Source organism: Delftia sp. HK171, assembly GCF_001886655.1.
GTDB lineage: Bacteria > Pseudomonadota > Gammaproteobacteria > Burkholderiales > Burkholderiaceae_C > Comamonas > Comamonas acidovorans.
Genome location: NZ_CP018101.1, coordinates 6,056,788 through 6,075,289, shown reverse-complemented (window position 1 = coordinate 6,075,289; position 18,502 = coordinate 6,056,788). Strand labels below are relative to the sequence as shown.

At 68.4% G+C, this 18,502-nt stretch carries 14 protein-coding genes; 5 read left to right on the top strand and 9 right to left on the bottom strand.

What is annotated here, in order from left to right:
• Positions 1-53: 53 nt before the first annotated feature.
• Positions 54-2,006 carry a trypsin-like serine protease gene (locus BO996_RS27165; RefSeq protein ID WP_071956842.1) on the bottom strand — a complete coding sequence of 651 codons (1,953 nt, stop codon included), beginning with the start codon at positions 2,004-2,006 and terminating at the stop codon, positions 54-56.
• Positions 2,007-2,209: 203 nt separating this feature from the next.
• Here BO996_RS27165 and BO996_RS27160 point away from each other — a divergent pair, with 203 nt between their 5' ends.
• Complete coding sequence (locus BO996_RS27160) at positions 2,210-3,652, top strand: NAD-dependent succinate-semialdehyde dehydrogenase (RefSeq protein ID WP_071956841.1); 1,443 nt, start codon at positions 2,210-2,212, stop codon at positions 3,650-3,652.
• Positions 3,653-3,709: 57 nt separating this feature from the next.
• Here the strand turns inward: BO996_RS27160 and BO996_RS27155 are convergent, their stop codons facing one another.
• The 4 genes from BO996_RS27155 to BO996_RS27140 form a co-directional block, all read right to left on the bottom strand.
• Positions 3,710-4,243: a GNAT family N-acetyltransferase gene (locus BO996_RS27155; RefSeq protein WP_071956840.1), complete on the bottom strand. Its 534-nt coding sequence runs from the start codon at positions 4,241-4,243 to the stop codon at positions 3,710-3,712.
• A gap of 81 nt (positions 4,244-4,324) precedes the next feature.
• Entirely contained in the window at positions 4,325-6,310 is a 1,986-nt protein-coding gene (locus tag BO996_RS27150) for an FUSC family protein (RefSeq protein WP_071956839.1), read from the bottom strand.
• On the bottom strand, positions 6,307-6,768 hold the full coding sequence (locus tag BO996_RS27145) for a MarR family winged helix-turn-helix transcriptional regulator (protein ID WP_012207511.1): 462 nt from the start codon (positions 6,766-6,768) through the stop codon (positions 6,307-6,309). Before BO996_RS27145 ends, BO996_RS27150 begins: the two co-directional genes overlap by 4 nt.
• 155 nt (positions 6,769-6,923) lie before the next feature.
• Complete coding sequence (locus BO996_RS27140; protein WP_013800637.1) at positions 6,924-8,009, bottom strand: YeiH family protein; 1,086 nt, start codon at positions 8,007-8,009, stop codon at positions 6,924-6,926.
• Between the two features lie 132 nt (positions 8,010-8,141).
• On the opposite strand from BO996_RS27140, the gene BO996_RS27135 reads away from it, so the two are divergent.
• The gene (locus BO996_RS27135) at positions 8,142-9,047 is read left to right on the top strand and encodes a LysR family transcriptional regulator (RefSeq protein ID WP_071956838.1); all 906 of its coding nucleotides are present in this window, start codon (positions 8,142-8,144) and stop codon (positions 9,045-9,047) included.
• Between the two features lie 6 nt (positions 9,048-9,053).
• On the opposite strand, the gene BO996_RS27130 is transcribed toward BO996_RS27135, so the two are convergent.
• The 3 genes from BO996_RS27130 to BO996_RS27120 all read right to left on the bottom strand — a co-directional run bounded on the left by BO996_RS27130 (position 9,054) and on the right by BO996_RS27120 (position 14,370).
• Complete coding sequence (locus BO996_RS27130) at positions 9,054-9,536, bottom strand: CreA family protein (RefSeq protein WP_180318779.1); 483 nt, start codon at positions 9,534-9,536, stop codon at positions 9,054-9,056.
• Between the two features lies 1 nt (position 9,537).
• The gene (gene cphA / locus BO996_RS27125) at positions 9,538-12,111 is read right to left on the bottom strand and encodes a cyanophycin synthetase (RefSeq protein ID WP_063328360.1); all 2,574 of its coding nucleotides are present in this window, start codon (positions 12,109-12,111) and stop codon (positions 9,538-9,540) included.
• A 66-nt stretch (positions 12,112-12,177) separates the two neighbouring features.
• A complete protein-coding gene (locus BO996_RS27120) occupies positions 12,178-14,370 on the bottom strand; it encodes a cyanophycin synthetase (RefSeq protein WP_071957229.1) in 2,193 nt (730 codons plus the stop codon).
• A 218-nt stretch (positions 14,371-14,588) separates the two neighbouring features.
• Between BO996_RS27120 and BO996_RS27115 the strand changes: the two genes are divergently transcribed.
• From BO996_RS27115 to BO996_RS27105, 3 genes are all read left to right on the top strand, one after another.
• Complete coding sequence (locus BO996_RS27115; protein ID WP_063328359.1) at positions 14,589-16,883, top strand: cyanophycin metabolism-associated ABC transporter; 2,295 nt, start codon at positions 14,589-14,591, stop codon at positions 16,881-16,883.
• A 3-nt stretch (positions 16,884-16,886) separates the two neighbouring features.
• A complete protein-coding gene (locus BO996_RS27110; RefSeq protein ID WP_071956837.1) occupies positions 16,887-17,390 on the top strand; it encodes a cyanophycin metabolism-associated DUF1854 family protein in 504 nt (167 codons plus the stop codon).
• A gap of 155 nt (positions 17,391-17,545) precedes the next feature.
• Positions 17,546-17,980 (top strand): hypothetical protein, encoded by a 435-nt coding sequence (locus tag BO996_RS27105; protein ID WP_012207503.1) that lies wholly within the window; start codon positions 17,546-17,548, stop codon positions 17,978-17,980.
• A gap of 24 nt (positions 17,981-18,004) precedes the next feature.
• On the opposite strand, the gene BO996_RS27100 is transcribed toward BO996_RS27105, so the two are convergent.
• Entirely contained in the window at positions 18,005-18,484 is a 480-nt protein-coding gene (locus tag BO996_RS27100) for an EF-hand domain-containing protein (RefSeq protein WP_013800644.1), read from the bottom strand.
• Between the last annotated feature and the right edge of the window lie 18 nt (positions 18,485-18,502).

The following is an 18,502-nucleotide window of genomic DNA, read 5'->3' as shown; positions in this document are numbered from 1 at the left end:
AGTGCGGGGCCTTCTTCTTGGGGAGGCACTGGAGCAAGTGCAGTGCGCTGTGCTTACTGCGAGTTCCAGACGTAGTAGGCGACACCTTCGTACTTGAAAACGGGATAGCTGGCGATCACGAAATCACGTTCGGCCGCGTTGACGGTGTAGAAATGCGCGCCTGTCTGCAGGTTGAAGAAGCGGAACATGGGCACGGTGCCATTGCCGGCAGCCGTCTGTGCGTACCAGGACGTGCCCTCGCTCTTGAAGCTGGGGTAGGTTGCGATCACGTAGTCACGTTCAGGCTGGCTGATGGTGAAGAAGTGTGCGCCGGAGGCCGTGTTGAAGAAACGGAAGACCGGGTCCAGGCCCTGCTGAGGCTGGGTGGACGCATAGAAGGCCACGTTCTCGTACTGGAAGGCCGGATAGGTTGCCACCACATAGTCGCGCTCGAAAGCGCTGGCGGTATAGAAGTGAGCGCCGGTCTGGCGGTTGAAGAAGCGGTAGATGGCCGTGCGGGCCTGTCCTGTGCCGGTGTCGACGCCGCCCGTGCCCGTGTCTGCAGCAAGCCACTTCTGCACATTGGGGAAGAGCAGATCAAAGCGCCCATAGATCGAGTTGCCACCCGTGCGCGAGCAGGTCTGGTCGTCGCCTCCATAGAGCGTGCCGACCAGCAGGCCATTCAGGAACAGGCCAGAGCCGCTGCTGCCCGGCTGTGTCAGCCCCTGGTCCCAATTCACGCTGAGGTAGCCGCCATCGCGGTACCGGCAGGTCATGGTGGCATCGCTGGAGGGTTCGCAGGCCAAGGAGCGGTCATAGGTGCCGAAGCTGATCTTCTGCAGGTCGCCACGCGGGTGGTGTATGCCTACCACCTTGGCGCCACTGGTCAGGGCCTGGGTGGACCAGCCGGCAAAGACGGCGCCTGCAGGGGCGGCTTCGTTGAGCCGAAGCAAGCTGCCGTCATAGGTGGCTGTGGCGTACAGCAGGGTGGCGCCGTTGCGCAGCGTGCGCGAGGCCGACGACAGCGTGCGGCTGCCGCACGAGGGCGTGCGGTAGAACCACGAAGTCTCCAGCGTGGAGGCCACGGTCTGGGTGCTGATGCAATGGTTGGCCGTGATGAAGTAGGGCGTGCCGGAGCCTGCCTTGTCGTTGATCAGCGTGCCCGAGCACACATAGCCCTGGCCGTTCTGGACATAGAACATGCGCGCCACGGCGTTGCGCTGCGCGCTGTAGGCGTCATAGCAGGTGGAGTCCAGGTGGCATGACAGGGACTCGTTGAGCTGGGCCGAGAACACGTTCTCGCCCTCCAGCGGCAGCGACAGGTTCTCGTACACGTGCATGACGCGCGGAATGGCCAGTCGCAGCGCGTCGGCGGGCGTGCCGGGCGGCAGGTCGATCTCCAGGGTGACCTCGTCACCGCCGCTGTCGGGCGTCCACCAGGTGCGGCCATCGGCGCTGGCATCGCCTGCGTCCTTGTTGGCCTGCAGCAGCTGCAGCACGCGCTGGCCCGAAATTTCATAGGCACCGGCGCGGTCGCCCTGGGCATAGATGCGCAGCAGGGCGCTGCCGGGCAACTGTTCGATTTCCACGCCCAGGCGAATGCCGTAGGCACCTTCGGAGCGCACGCTGACTGCGGCAATCAGCCCGCCGTCGGCCGAGGTCTGCCATTGCAGTTGCCCGCTCAGGGCCTGGGTGGTGGCGGTCTGGCTGCTGGGGCGCTGTGCGCCCACCTGCAGGGCGCCGCCCACAGCGGCCGAGGCGGCTCGCACATCCTTCCAGGTGCCCAGTTCCACGCGCAGCGGCGTGGGGGTGACGGCCGCACGGGAAGACATGCTGCGTGAAGCCAGGAACTCCCGAGGCGTGTCCTGCGGCTGGACGCGCGAGTCCACGCTCATGCGGGGTATGAACTGCGGCGCGTCGCTGGCCGGCGCCTGTCCCCATGCCAGTCCCAGGCTGCCTGCCAGGGCGAGCGCCAGCGCGACGCTGCGCAAACCCCTGCGCGCAGTGGTGTCGAAAAGATCGGTCATGAGCTCCCTCTCAACGGATTGGTGGATATTGCGAAACCCGGGCATTTTAGGTGTTGTGTGCGTGACAGCCCGGTGACGGCACCGCCGTCCGGCGCTTCCTAGAATGGTCGCTGCGCTGCAGCGGCAGCCGGGTGCGGACACTGCGAGCGCCGTGCCTGCCCCACACATCTGCCCCCTGTCATCTACCAAGGATCTGATCCAGCATGAGCCATTCCTACTCCGACACCCAACTCCTGATCGACGGCCAATGGCAGGACGCCGCCAGCGGCAGGAAGATTCCCGTGCGCAACCCGGCCAGCGGCGAAGTCATCGGCCATGTGGCCCATGCCGACGTGGCCGACCTGGACCGTGCGCTGGCCGCAGCGCAGCGCGGTTTCGAGGTCTGGCGCAATGTCTCCGCCCATGAGCGCGGCGCCGCCATGCGCCGTGCCGCCGCCCTGCTCAAGGAGCGCGCCGACGAGATCGCCGCGCTCCTGACGCAGGAGCAGGGCAAGCCCGTGGCCGAGGCCAAGGGCGAAATCCTGGCCGGCGTGGGCATCATCGAATGGTTTGCCGACGAGGCGCTGCGCGTGTACGGCCGCATCGTGCCCTCGCGCCGCCCCGAGGTGCAGCAACTGGTGATCAAGGAGCCCGTGGGCCCCGTGGCTGCCTTCACGCCCTGGAACTTCCCCGTCAACCAGATCGTGCGCAAGATCGGCGCGGCGCTGGCCACGGGCTGCTCCTTCCTGTGCAAGGCGCCCGAGGAAACGCCGGCTGCGCCCGCAGCCCTGTTCAAGTGCTTTGTCGATGCCGGCGTGCCGGCCGGCGTGGTGGGCCTGGTGTTCGGTGATCCGGCCCAGATTTCCTCCTACCTGATCGCCCATCCCGTGATCCGCAAGGTCACGTTCACCGGCTCCACCGCAGTGGGCAAGCAGCTGGCGGCGCTGGCCGGCCAGCACATGAAGCGCTCGACCATGGAGCTGGGCGGCCACGCGCCGGTCATCGTGGCCGAGGATGCCGACGTGGCCCTGGCCGTGAAGGCCGCAGGCGCGTCCAAGTTCCGCAACGCGGGCCAGGTCTGCATCTCGCCCACGCGCTTTCTGGTGCACAACAGCGTGCGCGAGGAATTCACGCGCGCCATGGTCGCGCATGCCGAAGGCCTCAAGGTCGGCGATGGCCTGGCCCAGGGAACGCAGATGGGCCCGCTGGCCAATCCGCGCCGCGTCACGGCGCTGTCCCATCTGATCGAGGATGCGCAAAAGCAGGGCGCCAAGCTGCTCACGGGCGGTGCCTCGCTGGGCGGCGCGGGCAACTTCTTCGCTCCCACGGTGCTGGGCGACGTGCCGTTGAGCGCCGAGATCTTCAACCAGGAGCCCTTCGGCCCCGTGGCCGCCATCCGCGGCTTCGACGATCTGGGCGAGGCCATTGCCGAGGCCAACCGCCTGTCCTACGGCCTGGCGGCCTATGCGTTCACGCGCTCCATCAAGACGGCCCACCAGCTGGCCCAGCAGGTCGAGACCGGCATGCTGTGGATCAACCAGCCGGCTGTGGCTTCGGCCGAGATGCCGTTTGGCGGCGTCAAGGATTCGGGCTATGGCTCCGAGGGCGGCCCCGAGGCGCTGGAGGCCTATCTGGTCGCCAAGGCCGTGTCGATCGCGGCGGTGTAAGACAGGCATCTGCCCCATGGACTAGGCCGTCCCACTCGCGTGGGACGGCCTTTGTTTTCATGAGGCGGCAACGCCCGACGTGGCGACCCCTGGTATGCGGTAGACGACGAGCACGTACTTTGAAAGGCTCTGGCGCTCAACCTCCACGCCACCCAGCCCCTGGGCAATGCGCCGGCTGGCGGTATTGGGCTCGGCCACCGGGTAGCGCAAGGACTGTGGCGCAAAGGTCGCTCGGGTCCATGCTGCCAGCGCGGCCACGGCTTCGCGGCCGTAGCCCTGGCCATGCACGTCCTCGCGTATCCAGATCCCGAGTTCGGGCTCGGCGTCGCGCGCGCCGTGCAGGCCCAGCAGGCCGGTGAATCGGCCTGACGTGCGCTCGCGCAGCGTGAAGTTGAAGTCCGTGCCGGCCGCGATCTCCTGCAGCCATCCGCGCCAGACCGCCTCGAACTCGGCAGGCGTCGACGCCGGCTCGAAGGACAGGTAGCGCGTCAGCGTGGGCGTGATGCAGGCAAAGGCCTCATCGGCATCGGCGGCAGTGAAGGGGCGCAGCGCCAGGCGCTGTGAGGTGATGGTGGTGTCGCTCCACGACATGGATGCTTTCCTTGCAACAGGGGGACAGAGAGCGTGGGGCGCTGCCGGCCTGGGCTGGCCATTCTGGCATGGGTCCGTGCTTCAACCGGCGTTGCGGAAGAAGGCTTCGTGCTGCGCGATCTCATGCGCGGCATGGCGCAGCTGGCGGGCCTGGTCGGGATGGCGTTCGGCCACGCGCTGCGCCAGCGCGCGCAAAAGCGGCGGGCACTGGCCGGGCGCCTGCTGCAGCCGCTGCAGGCGCAGCAGCGCGGCGCGCACGGCGCGGGCGGTGCCGTCGCCAAGCGCGGCTTCCTCGGACAGCTGATGCAGCGCCTGGATGGCGCGGCCCACATGCAGTGCGGCCAGGCCGCACTCCGCTGCCTGCGCACCCAGTTGCCCTCCGGCCTGCTCCGACATGCGCACCAGGCGCAGCAGCCGGTGGTACAGGCGGGCGCGCCAGATGCGGCCATCGCGCGCATGGCCCGGCGTGGCGGCCATGTCCTGCAGCTCGTGGACCATCATGGAGCGCAGGCTTTGCAGCCGGCCCTGCAGCGTGACCGGCAGGATGAAGCGGTAGGCCGCCCAGCCGGCCAGCGGCCCGGACACCACGGCCAGCCCCAGGGCCAGCGCATGGCCGAAGCTGGCCGTCTGCGGGTAGTGGGGCTGCAGCAGGAGCAGCAGCACCATGTTGCAGTCATAGCCCGAGAGCGCGGTGCGCTGGTGCGAGAACAGCAGTGCGCCCACGTAGACAAAGGGCAGCATCAGCCACACCAGGCCCGCCTGGCTGCCGGCGAACGGCCAGACCAGCCACTGGCAGGCCAGGGCCACCAGCACGCCCATGGCCTGGCCCAGGGTCACATGGCGCATGGTGGCCGACGGGTTCTCGAAGCCCGAGAACACGGTCAGCATGATGGACATGCCCAGCAGCATGTAGGCACCGCCGCTCCAGCCCGTCACCACCCACAGCAGGCCCACGATGGCGATGGCCGCGCTGGCACGCAGCATGGCGCGGCGCGCGCCCAGCCAGTCGCTGTGCAGCACCACGGGCCATTGGCGGGCGCGGTGGCCGGGCGGCAGGGCCACGTCATGGGTGGCGGCCAGGTGGGCCTGCAGCGCAAAGCCCATCGGGGCCAGCATGTCGGCTGCGCCGGGCCAGGCCACGGCGGCCTCGCGTGCGCGCACCAGGGCCGCCGCGGCCTCGTGCAACTGCACGCGCGTCTCCAGCGCCACGGCGGCTTCGCGCAGCGCCTGCGCGGCAGCCAGTGCCTGCGCGTCGCCAAAGGCAGCGGGCGGCTCCTGCGATGGAGCATCGCGCAGCCACAGCAGGGCCGAGATCTGGGCATTCATGAGCCGGCGCAGCGCGTGCACGGCCTCGCGCGAGCGCTGCGAACCGGCGGCGTGCGGGTCCAGCCCCTCCTCGATCACGGCCATGGCCAGCAGGCGGGCAGCGATCTCCTGCGAGCCCAGTGACGAACGGCCGCGCGCCTGCAGGCTGTCGGCCAGGTCGCGCAGCAGTTGCGCGAACAGCTGGCGCACCTCGGCATTGCCGGGAATGCCGCTGCCCTTGGGCGTGAACAGCCAGCCCACGAGCAGGGCTGCGAATACGCCGGTCAGCGCCGTGAACAGCCGGTCCCATCCCAGGGCGAAGACCTGGTCGGGATGGGCGAAGTCCAGCAGCGCGACCATGGCCGCCGAATAGCCGGACAGCATGGTGCCGTAGGCCACGAAGCTGCGCTGCAGATTGCCCACGCCCGCGCACAGGCCCAGCCACACGGCCAGGCCCAGCACCAGCCACAGCAGGTTTCCCTGGGCCAGCAGCACCAGGCCCACGCCCACGGCCGTGCCGGCCACGGTGCCTGCGACACGGAAAAAGCTTTTTTCGAGCAGTTGCCCGCGCAGCGGCTGGGATGCGGCCCAGGTGGCCATGGCAGCCCACTGCGGATGCTCCAGCCCCAGCTGCCAGGCGGCCAGCAGCGCCAGGCAGGCGGCAAAGGCCGTGCGCAGATGCTGGCGCAGGCGCACGGGGTCGAAGCCCCAGCGGACCGAGGCCTGCAGCAGGCGGCCATAGGCATCGTGGAGGGCGCTCATGGCGCGCCTTCCGTGCGCAGCGCGGCCATGCGCGCCTGGATCTTGGCCATGCCGGCCAGCATGGCCTCGACCTCGGCATCGTCCAGGTCTTGCAGCATGGCCAGCTCGGCCTGCAGCATGGTGGCGCGCACGCGGTCCACGGCGCCGTTGCCTTCATCGGTCAGGAAGATGCGCTTGCTGCGCCGGTCGCCGGGGTCGGCGCGGCGTTCCACCCAGCCGTGGCCTTCCAGAATATCGAGCAGGCGCACCAGGCTGGAGCCGTCCAGCCCCACGCGCTCGGCCAGTTCCTTTTGCGTGACGCCGTCGCCCCAGGCGCGCAGGTGGATCAGCGGTGCCCAGGTGGCATCGGTCAGGCCGTCGGCCAGCAGTTGCTCCTCGACCTGGCGGCGCCACTGGCGTACCAGGGTGACCATGAGAAAGCCGAGACGGGCGCGGGGAGGGGCAGAGGCAAAGGACATGCCTCGATTATCTTTGCAATGCAATTAATTTGCATTGCAAATTAATTGTGTCTGCATTTGATTCAAGGGTATTCCCTTGTTCAGGGGCGGGTAGTCCATGAAAAAGGCCCTGCAAGACGATGCTTTGCAGGGCCGGTCGATGGATGCTGGCAGCTTCAGAGCAGGCCGGGCACCCAGCGGTTGAAGAGCAGGCCCGCTACCAGCAGCCATGCGAAAAGCAAGGCGGCCAGCAGCAGGGGCTTCGTGCCTGCGGCACGCACGGCGCGGACATGGGTGGTCAGGCCCAGGGCCGCCATGGCCACGGCCAGCAGGGCGTTGTCCAGCTGCACGCCCACCTGCACCACGGCAGCAGGCAGCACACCCAGCGAGTTCACGCCGGCCATGGCGACGAAGCCCAGCGCGAACCACGGAATGGTGATGCGGCGCGGCTGGCCGTCGCTCACCTGGCTGCTGCGGTTGCCGCGCGCCACCGCCATGGACAGCAGCAGCAGGAAGGGGGCCAGCATCATCACGCGCACCATCTTGGAGATCACGGCCACGTCGGCGGCTTCGGGCGCAATGGCTTCGCCGGCGGCCACGACCTGGGCCACCTCGTGCACGGTGGAGCCCACGTACAGGCCGTACTGCGCAGGCGACATGTCCAGCCAGCCGTGGGCGGCGTTCCAGTGGAACAGCGCGGGGTAGAGGAAGGTGCCCACGGTGCCGAAGACCACCACGGTGGCCACGGCCACGGCCACGTCTTCGGCGCGGCCCTTGATCACGGGTTCGGTGGCCAGCACGGCAGCGGCGCCGCAGATGGAGCTGCCCGCGCCGATCAGCACCGTGGTGCGCGCATCCAGCCCGAAGACGCGGCGGCCCAGCCACTGCGCCAGCAAGAAGGTGCTGCCCAGCACCAGGGCATCGACCACCACGCCAGCCATGCCCACATGGCCTATGTCCTGGAAGGTCAGCCGCAGGCCGTAGAGCACGATGCCCGCGCGCAGCAGGCGCTGCTTGGCCAGGCCCACGCCGGCATGGCAGCTGGGCGCCAGGCGCGGATAGACGGTGTTGCCGATGACCAGGCCGATGCAGATGGCCAGCGTCAGTGCACTCAGGCCCGAGCCGGCCAGCAGGGGCTGGCGTGCGCCCCAGGTGGCGGCTGCGGCAATGGCGCCGGCCAGCAGCAGGCCGGGCGCAAGCTCGGTCAACTGGCGCAGCCAGCCGGACGGATGGGAGGAGCGTGGGAGGGATGTGGTGTTCATGGTGCCTGCGCGCCGCGTCAGGAGCGCGGTGCATGGGAGGCACTTTAGATTTCTTGGCTATATTCGTATAACGAATAGTTTTTGTAGCACCAACCGGGGAAACAGGTTGATGCCTCGTTCAGACTGCACGCCATGCTGCACCTCACCCTGCGCCAACTTGAAATCTTCTGCGCCGTCGCCCAGGCGGGCTCCACCGTGGCCGCGGCCGACGCCGTGGCCCTGTCGCAGTCGGCCACCAGCGCCGCGCTGCAGCAGCTGGAGCAGGCCATGGGCGCCCAGCTGTTCGAGCGCGTGGGCCGGCGACTGGCGCTCAACGACGCGGGCCGCGCCCTGTTGCCCGAGGCGCTGGCGCTGCTGGAGCAGGCCAGGGGCATAGAGCAGGCGTTTTCGGTGCGGGCCGCCAGCCTGCCCGTGCGTCTGCGCGTGGCAGCCAGCACCACCATAGGCACCTATGCGCTGCCGGCCGTGCTCGCGCACCTGGCGCGCAGCCATCCGCACCTGAGCGTGGACCTGCAGATCGCCAACACGCGCGAGGTGGGTCAGGCCGTGGAATCGCTGGACGTGGACCTGGGCCTGATCGAGGGCACCAGCCACTGGCCGGGGCTGGAGGTCGAGCCCTGGATGCGTGATGAACTCGTCATCGTGGCTGCAGCACAGGACCCGCTGGTGCAGGCCGCAGGCCAGCGCCCGCTTGGCGTGGCCGCCTTGCGCGGTGCGCGCTGGCTGCTGCGCGAGCCGGGCTCGGGCACACGCGAGATGGTGGAGCATGCCTTGCTGCCGCATCTGCACCAGCTGCCGGCCGCCGCCACGCTGGGCAGCTCCGAGGCCATAGCGCGCTGCGTGGCCCAGGGCCTGGGCATCAGCTGCCTGTCGCGCGTGCTGGTGCAGGCCCTGGTCGCCTCGGGAGAGCTGGCCGTGCTGCCGACCACGCTGCCGCGCATGTGGCGGGATTTCTCGCTGGTGCAGCGGGCGGGCAAGCGCCGCTCGCCGGCGCTGGCGGCCTTTGTGCAGGCCTGCCGCCAACACGCCCAGGACTGAGGCGGGTTATTTGCCCATCGGAATCGGCGTGCTGCGCGGCACGGGCACGGCGGTGACGCTGTTTTGCGGCGAGCCTTCGATCACGCGGTCCGAGTAGGTCATGTAGACCAGGGTGTTGCGCTGCGCATCGACCATGCGCACCACGCGCAGGCGCTTGAACAGCAGCGAGATGCGTTCGGTGAACACCTCGTCCTGCTGCTTGAGCGGCGCAGGGATCTGGATGGGTCCGGTCTGCACGCAGCTGATCGAGGCTTCGGCGCGGTCCTCGGCCAGGCCCAGGCCGCCCTTGATGCCGCCGGTCTTGGCGCGCGAGACATAGCAGGTCACGCCCGCCACCTTGGGATCGTCATAGGCATCGACCACGATCTTGTGGTCCGGGCCTATGAACTTGAACACCGTGTCCACCGCGCCGACCTGCTCGGCGCGCGCACCGCAGGCGCCCAGCAGCAGCGTGGCCAGAGCGGCCGTGAGCAAGGCCCGGCCGTTCATGTCAGGCCTCACCCGCCACATGGCGGCGAAGATGCTCCAGAGCTTCCTCGACCTGGTCCACCAGCACCAGGCACAGGTCGCCGGGCGTCAGCCGCGCCAGCGCATGGTCGATGGCGTTGAACTCACCCTGGATCTGGGTCACGTAGTCGGTGCGCGGTGCGCCTTGCAGGCCTTGCTGCAGCAGGGCCAGGACTTCACCGTCGGCGCGGCCGCGCTGGCAGGCATCCTGGTAGAGGATGACGTCGTCGAAGGCCTTGCCCAGGATCTGGGTCTGCTCGGTGATGTCCTGGTCGCGGCGGTCGCCCGCGCCGCTGATGACCACGCTGCGGCGCTGGGCCGGCATGGCGTCCACGGCCTGGACCAGGGCGCGGATGGCGTCGGGGTTGTGGCCGTAGTCGGCGATCAGTGTGGCGCCACGGTAGTCCATGACGTTGAAGCGGCCCGGCGCGTTGTCGCTGTCGTTGACGAAGCCGGCCAGCCCGCGGCGGATGGTCTGCCAGGGCATGCCCACGCCCCAGGCGGCGGCGATGGAGGCCATGACGTTCTCCACCTGGAAGCTGATGGTGCCGTTGCGCGTGATGGGGATCTCGCGCAGTGCGATGGTCTCGCGCCACGAGCTTTCGGCCGCGACGATGCTGTCGCCGTCCACGTAGACCACGCGGTTGCCCTGGGCACGGTGCGTGGCCATCACGGGGTGGTGGCGGTCGGCCGCGAAATAGATGACCTTGCCCGGCGAGGTGGAGGCCATGGCGGCGACCAGCGGATCGGCCGCGTTGAGCACGGCATAGCCGTCGGTGGCCACGTTCTGCACGATGACGCGCTTGAGCACGGCCACGTCTTCCACCGTGGTGATGTAGTTCAGGCCCAGGTGGTCGCCCGCGCCCACGTTGGTGACCACGGCCACCTGGCAGCGGTCGAAGCCCAGGCCTTCGCGCAGGATGCCGCCGCGTGCGCATTCGAGCACGGCCGCATCGGTCTCGGGGTGGGCCAGGGCGTTGCGCGCGCTGCGCGGGCCCGAGCAGTCGCCGCTGTCGATCTGGCGGCCGTTGACGTAGACGCCGTCCGTGTTCGTCATGGCCGTGCGCCAGCCATGCGAGGTGAACAGGTGGGCGATCAGGCGCGTGGTCGTGGTCTTGCCATTGGTGCCGGTGACGGCCACCAGCGGGATGCGGCCGTCCTGGCCCGGCGCGAACAGCTCATCGACCATGGGCACGCCCACGTTGCGAGGCTTGCCGAAGGAGGGAGCCAGGTGCATGCGCAGGCCCGGTGCGGCGTTGACTTCGACGATGCCGCCGTTTTGCTCTTCCAGCGGGCGCAGCATGGTCTCGCAGACCACGTCCACGCCGCAGATGTGCAGGCCGATGGTCTGGGCGGCCTCCACGGCGCGCGCGGCGATGTCGGGGTGCACGTCGTCCGTCACATCGGTGGCGCTGCCGCCGGTGGACAGGTTGGCGTTGTTGCGCAGCACCACGCGCTGGCCTTGGGCCGGCACGGATTCGGGCGTGAGCCCTTCGGTGGCGATGCGCGCGATGGCGATGTCGTCCAGGCGGATCTTGGTCAGCGCCGTGCCGTGGCCCGAGCCGCGGCGCGGGTCCTGGTTGACGATGTCCACCAGCTCGCGGATGGTGTGCTGGCCGTCGCCCAGCACCTGGGGCGGCTCGCGGCGCGCAGCGGCCACCAGCTGGCCGCCGACCACCAGCAGGCGGAAGTCATGGCCGGGCAGGAAGCGCTCGACCATGATGTCGTCGCCGAATTCCGAGGCGGTGGCGAAGGCGGCCTTGAGCTGCTCGTGCGTGGTGATGTTGACCACCACGCCCTTGCCCTGGTTGCCGTCCTGGGGCTTGACCACCACGGGCAGGCCCACTTCCTGGGCCACGAGCCAGGCTTCTTCCACATCCTTGACGGGGCGGCCCAGCGGCACGGGCACGCCGGCGGCGTGCAGCAGGCGCTTGGTCAGGTCCTTGTCCTGGGCGATGGACTCGGCCACGGCGCTGGTCTGGTCCAGCTCGGCGGCCTGGATGCGGCGCGCCTTGGAGCCCCAGCCCAGCTGTACCAGCGAGCCCGAGGTCAGGCGGCGGATGGGAATGCCACGCGCCACGGCCGCATCGACGATGGAGCCGGTGGAGGGACCGATGCGCTCGTCCTCGTCGAGTTCGCGCAGCTGGGCGACCACCTTGTCGGCGTCGAAGGGCGTGTCGGCCAGGGCCGACTGCAGCAGCTCGCCGGCCTGTTCCATGGCCAGGCGGCCGACGGCCTCTTCGGTGTACTCCACCACCACCTGGTAGGTGCCGGTTTCCACGGTTTCATGCGTGCGGCTGAAGGTCACCGGGCAGCCGGCCTGGGCCTGCAGCGACAGGGCCGCGACTTCCAGCACCTGGGCCAGCGACAGACGCTGGTCGGCGCCGTGCGGCTGCAGCGTGCCGATCTTGGGAAAGCGCGCGCGCAGCCGGTCCTCGAAGCCGGGCAGGGCCGAGTAGTCGCACTCGCCGGGCTCGCATTGCACGATGGCTTCGATGGCGGTGCTGCGGGTCCAGAGATTGGGGCCGCGCAGGGCTCGGATGCGGGTGATCTGCATAGTGTCTTCTTTCGGAGGGCAGGCCCGCGTCGCCGGGCCTGCCTGCATGTCATCGTGTGGTCGGGCTCAGGCGGCGGTGGCTGCGGCGGCCGGCGTGTAGTCGAAGGTCTTGATGCCGGCGACGATGAGGTCGGGGGCAATGTCCATGGACCACGCGGCGGCAATGGCGGCCAGCAGGGCCGGCGTGTCCGGGCGCAGGCCGCCGGGCAGGCTCAGTGCGTCCAGCGTGCCCAGCATGCGCTCGGCCGCGCCCGTGGCCAGGATCACCTGGTTGCCGCGTACGAAGACGGCACGGCCTTCGCTCTCGGAACGGTGGGCCGCGACCACGGGGCTGTCTGCCTGCATCGAATAGAACAGCACTTCGCCGTCGCACAGGCGGGCCAGGTCGGCCACCTGCTCGATGTCGGCATTGAGGACGCCCGCGCCTTCGTCCAGCACCACGTCGATCTGGGTGCGCATCACGCGCGTCATCTGCGACTGCTCGTGCACGTCATGGTCGGGCAACTGCTCGAAGCCGTCCATGTCGGTGACCACGCCGACCAGGCAGCGGTCGTAGGCCAGGCCTTCCTCCAGGATGGAGCGGGCCGTGGTCTGGATGACGGCGGCCTGGGCCAGGCGGTTGGTCAGCAGGCGGTGGGCACCGGCCCAGTTGGCGGTGTTGGTCTTCTGGGTCTGGCGGTTGGACAGGAACATGCCCTCGCTGCTGGCCACGCCCGTGAGCTTGCCCGAGAGCTGCAGCAGCCAGCCCACCAGGCGGGCCGTGAAGCCGTTGTTGCGCGTGCCGGCAATGCCCACCAGGGGGATGCGGCCTGCGCCCGTGCCCTCTTCGGTGCGCGGGAACAGGTGGTCGGCGATGGCCATGCCCACGGGGCGCGGCGCGCCGCTGGTGGGCTTCAGGTGCATCAGCAGGCCGGGGCCGGCGTTGACTTCGAGGATGGCGCCGCCCTGCTCCTTCATGGGACGCGAGACGTCCTGCAGGATCATGTCCATGCCCGCGATGTCCAGGCCCACGATCTTGGCGGCCAGCGTGGCCATGTAGGCCACTTCGGGGTGGACCTCGTCCGTGCAGTCGATGGCCATGTTGCCGTTGCGCTGCAGCAGCACGCTGGTGCCCTGGGCGGGAACGCTGTCGGGCGTCACGTTCTGGCGCTTGAGCTCCAGCTTCACGGCCGGGGCTTCGAGGTTGATCCAGTCCAGCGGGTATTCCTGCTCGGGGCCGCGGCGCGGGTCCTGGTTGACCACGGCGACCAGCTCGCGCAGCGTGGACTTGCCGTTGCCGGCCACGCTCACGGTCTCGCCACGGCAGGCCGCCACGACCTTGCCGCCCACCACCAGGATGCGGTGCTCGGTGCCGTCGATGAAGCGCTCGACGATCACGTCGGAGCCTTCGGGCTGGGCCAGCGCAAAGGCGGTCTTGATGTCGGCCTCGTCGCGCAGGTCCAGCGTCACGCCACGCGCGTGGTTGCCGTCCGAGGGCTTGACGGTGACGGGAAAGCCGATGTCCTGCGCCACTTCCCAGGCTTCTTCGGGGCTGTTGACGATCTGGCCTTCGGGCACGGGCACGCCGCAGGCGGCCAGCAGGCGCTTGGTGAAGTCCTTGTCCTGGGCAATGCCTTCGGCAATGGCGCTGGTCTGGTCGCTCTCGGCGGTCCAGATGCGGCGCTGCGCGGCGCCATAGCCGAGCTGCACGAGGTTGCCGTCATTGAGGCGGATGTGGGGAATGCGGCGCTCGCCTGCAGCATCGACGATGCAGCCCGTGCTCGGGCCCAGGTAGCGGTCGTTGATCTCGGTCTTGATGGCCTTGACGGCGGCCTTCAGGTCGAAGGGCTCGTCGTTGATGGCGGCCATGATCAGCCGGTGGCCGTAGGCCAGGGCCGTGCGCGCCACGGTTTCCTCGGGGCAGCGGAAGACCATGCGGTAGATGCCGCGCTGGGAAATCTCGCGCGTCTGGCCAAACTCGGCCGGCATGCCCGCCAGGTTCAGCAGCTCGATGATGATGTGCTCCAGCACATGGCCGCACCAGGTGCCGCCTTCCAGGCGCTGGATGAAGCCGCCGCGCTCGCCCACGCCGCAGTGGTGCTCGATCAGGTCGGGCAGCCAGGCCGTCAGGCGCTCGTTGAAACCGTCAAGCTTGTTCGAGGGATAGTCCTCCAGCTCACCAAGATCCAGCCAGACCTCCAGCACGGGACGGTAGGTCCAGACGCTGGGTCCACGCAGGTAGGTGGTGCGCAAGAGTTGGATGTCTTTGAATTTCGCCATGTCGATCAACGGGTAAGCGTGAGCGACGACCCGGGTGCGGATCGCCGGAGAATGGGAGAGGATTGTGCGCTCAGAAAGCCCATGCGCAGTGCTGTCAGCCTAAACCAGGGTTGGCGCGTTGAGCAGGGTATGCCGTGCAAAGCGCGGGATATCCACCGGGGAGCTGCGGTTGCCCGCATGACACCAGGAGCCGCCAGGGGCGGGAAAAACAACTCAACATGCAAGAACACCATTCTGTGGACGTTTCGGCCTTCCTTGCCAGCCCCCGCGGGGCTGGGCTGCGAGCCAGGCTCGCTTCCAATGAAAACGTGCTGGCCCTCGTCCCGGTTGACCTGACCCTCGATATGCGCTTCGGCGAAGGCTGGGTTGTGCTGACCAACCAGCGGCTCCTCGCCTGTGATCCTGCAGATCAGCAGTGGAGTGAGTGGGCACTATCAATTGATCAGAATCTGCGCACGCTGGACCACGGCGGCGTGGGCAACCTCGAACTGCACGGCCCTGCGGCGCGGCTGGCGCTGTGGCGCTTCACGCTGCGCCACCAGGCGGCCGTGCTGCGCCTGCTGCAGCAGTTCGACCACGAGCGCGAGCGCCTGGCACGCGGCGAGGACTTTGCCGAGCCCGAGGACGACGTGCCCCGCTGCCCGGCCTGCCAGGCCGAGCTGCCGCCCGAGGCCGACGAATGCCCGGCCTGCGCGCGCCAGCAGGGTCCGCAGACCTCCACCTGGGTGCTGCTGCGCCTGTGGCGCTTTGCCCATCCCTACCGGCACCAGCTGCTGCTGGGCTTTCTGCTGACGCTGGCCTCCACGGGCGCCACCCTGGTGGCGCCCTACCTGACGATTCCCATCGTGGACAAGATCCTGATCCCGTTCCAGAACGGGCAGCAGATCGACAGCAGTCTCGTTGTCTTCTACCTGAGCGGGCTGCTGGCGGCGGCGCTGGTGGCCTGGGGCCTGGGCTGGGCGCGCACCTTCGTGCTGGCCAAGGTCTCCGAGCGCATTGGCTCGGACTTGCGCACCACCACCTACAACCACCTGTTGACGCTGTCGCTGGACTACTACGGCAGCAAGCGCACGGGCGACCTGATGGCGCGCATCGGGGCGGAAACAGATCGCATCAATTTGTTTCTATCCTTGAATGCGCTGGATTTCGCCACCGACGTGCTGATGATCGTGATGACCTCGGTCATCCTGTTCTCCATCAATCCGTGGCTGGCCCTGGTCACCCTGGTGCCGCTGCCCTTCATCGCCTGGATGATCCACCTGGTGCGCGACCGCCTGCGCACGGGTTTCGAGAAGATCGACCGCGTCTGGTCCGAAGTGACCAATGTGCTGGCCGACACCATCCCCGGCATCCGCGTGGTCAAGGCCTTCGCCCAGGAAAAGCGCGAGGCCGACCGCTTCGCCCAGGCCAACCTGGTCAACCTGCAGGCCAACGACAAGGTCAACAAGACCTGGTCGCTGTTCACGCCCACGGTGACGCTGCTGACCGAGATCGGCCTGCTGGTGGTCTGGGGCTTCGGCATCTGGCTGGTGGCTGGCGGCCAGATCACGGTCGGTATCCTGACGGCCTTCATCGCCTACATCGGCCGCTTCTATAGCCGCCTGGACTCGATGAGCCGCATCGTCTCGGTCACGCAGAAGGCGGCGGCCGGCGCCAAGCGCATCTTCGACATCCTCGACCACGTGAGCAACGTGCCCGACCCGGTCAACCCGGTCAAGCTGCCGCGCGTGCAGGGCGCCATCACGCTGGACAACCTGAGCTTCCGCTACGGCAGCCGCGCCGTGATCAAGAACCTGGATCTGCAGATTCGCCCGGGTGAAATGATCGGCCTGGTCGGCCACAGCGGCTCGGGCAAGAGCACCCTGGTCAACCTGATCAGCCGTTTCTATGACGTGAGCGAGGGCTCCATCCAGCTCGACGGCGTGGACATCCGCAGGCTCAAGGTCTCGGACTTCCGCAGCAACATCGGTCTGGTGCTGCAGGAGCCCTTCCTGTTCTTCGGCACCATTGCCGAGAACATCGCCTACGGCAAGCCCGATGCCACGCGCGAGGAAATCGTGGCGGCGGCCCGCGCTGCCCACGCCCATGAATTCATCCTGCGCCTGCCGCACGGCTACGACTCCCTGGTGGGCGAGCGCGGCCAGGGCCTGTCGGGCGGCGAGCGCCAGCGCATCTCCATTGCGCGCGCACTGCTGATCGACCCGCGCATCCTGATCCTGGACGAGGCCACCTCGGCCGTGGACACCGAGACCGAGAAGGAAATCCAGAAGGCGCTGGACAACCTGGTGCAGGGCCGCACGACGATTGCCATTGCCCACCGCCTGTCCACGCTGCGCAAGGCCGACCGCCTCGTGGTCATGGACCGGGGCGAGATCGTGGAAGTGGGTCCGCACGACGAGCTGATGGAAAAGCAGGGCGCCTACTGGCGCCTGTACCAGGCCCAGGCGCGGCGCGCCGAAGAGGATGCCCAGGCCGCAGGCCTGACCCTGGCCGCAACCACCATCGAGGAATAAGCCATGTCCAACGCCCAACATTCCGCTGCCGGCGCCGATCTGAGCGGTGTGCGCATGGAGCGCAACGCCCATGGCCGCCTGGTGCTGATCCTGGCCGACGGCACGCGCCACGAATCCGTGGTGCCCGTGCGCGCCTTTCCCATTGCCGCACCGCTGGAAGGCCTGTCCCTGGTCTCCGTCGATGGCAAGGAGGCGCTGTGGGTGGACCACATGGCCCACCTGACGGCGCAGGCCCGCACGCTGATCGAGGAAGACCTGGCCGTGCGCGAGTTCGTGCCCGTCATCCAGCGCATCCACAAGGTGTCCAGCTATTCCACGCCCAGCACCTGGGACCTGGAGACCGACCGGGGCCCCGTGCAGCTCGTGCTCAAGGCCGAGGAGGACATCCGGCGCCTGTCGGGCCGCACGCATCTGATGATCACCAGCCAGGACGGCGTGCAGTTCAGCGTGCCCGACAGCACGGCGCTGGACCGCACCTCGCGCAAGCTGCTGGAGCGCTTCCTCTAGCGCCTGGTCGGGGTGAATAAGGGGTTTACCCTTGGTTTGAGGCAGGCCGAAGCGTCTTTCAAAAAAAGCGCTTCAGTTCTTTCAGCTTCTGTCGATGATGAGGCGACGGCGGGAAATTCCCGCCCACAGCACACATCCAGCAAGAGGGTCGAGCCATGCCAATTCCACCTGTTGACCGATCACCCATACCGTGGCGCCCGCAAAGCGCCGATCTGTACTCCACCGGTGCGTCGGGCGCGGTGCCCGTGCGTCCTGTGAACGCCACCAACGCCGTCGAATCCACGGACCGCATCGGCGAAGGCCGGGTGGTGCGCGATCCTGAAAAGCCGTCCGTGGTGGACCAGGAAAACCGCGACTGGACGCTGGCCGAGGAGATCAAGCAAAAGGAAGAGGTTGAGGAGCCGCCCAAGGAGCCGATCTCCAAGCAGCTCATCGAGTTCATCCAGTCCATGTGGCGTGCCAGCGCCATGGCGGTGGAGCAGGCCCAGGAGGTCAGCAAGGCCGACGATGTGGCTCGCAACAAGATGCAGGTGCGCGACGAACCGTTGACCTATTCGGAACCCAAGGTCAAGCGTACCGGCGGTCTTTGAGTGTCAGGGGCCGGGCAAGAAGTCTCAGTCCTTTGAGCCTTCGCCTTCCTTCTTGTCCCTGGCAGCGGGTGCGGCTGCGGCATGCTCGGCTGCCGCACGCTCGGCGGCCTTTGCCTCTTCGGCCTGCGCCTTGGCCTTTGCCTTGTCGCGTTCGGCGCGGTACTTGACGGCAAAGGCCTGCACTTCCGCATAGGAGACGTAGCCGTCCTTGTCGGTGTCGGCCTCGTCGAAGGCCGCCGACAGGCGCGGGAACAGCGCCACTTCAGCACGGCTGAGCTTGCCGTCCTTGTTGAAGTCCAGCATCTTGAATTCGCGCTGGGCCTTGATCTCCCCCTTGGTCAGCGGCGCCGGGCTGGCCGTTGCCTGCTCGGTGGCTGCGTTTTCTGCCGCCTGCGCGCGCGCGGCGGGCAGCATGAAGGCGCTGGTCAGCAGCACGACGACGGCGGCCTGCAGCAGCGGTGGCCGGCGCAGCAGGGCAGAGCGGTTCATGAGGGGAAAATGCATGGGCTTTATTTGGGCACG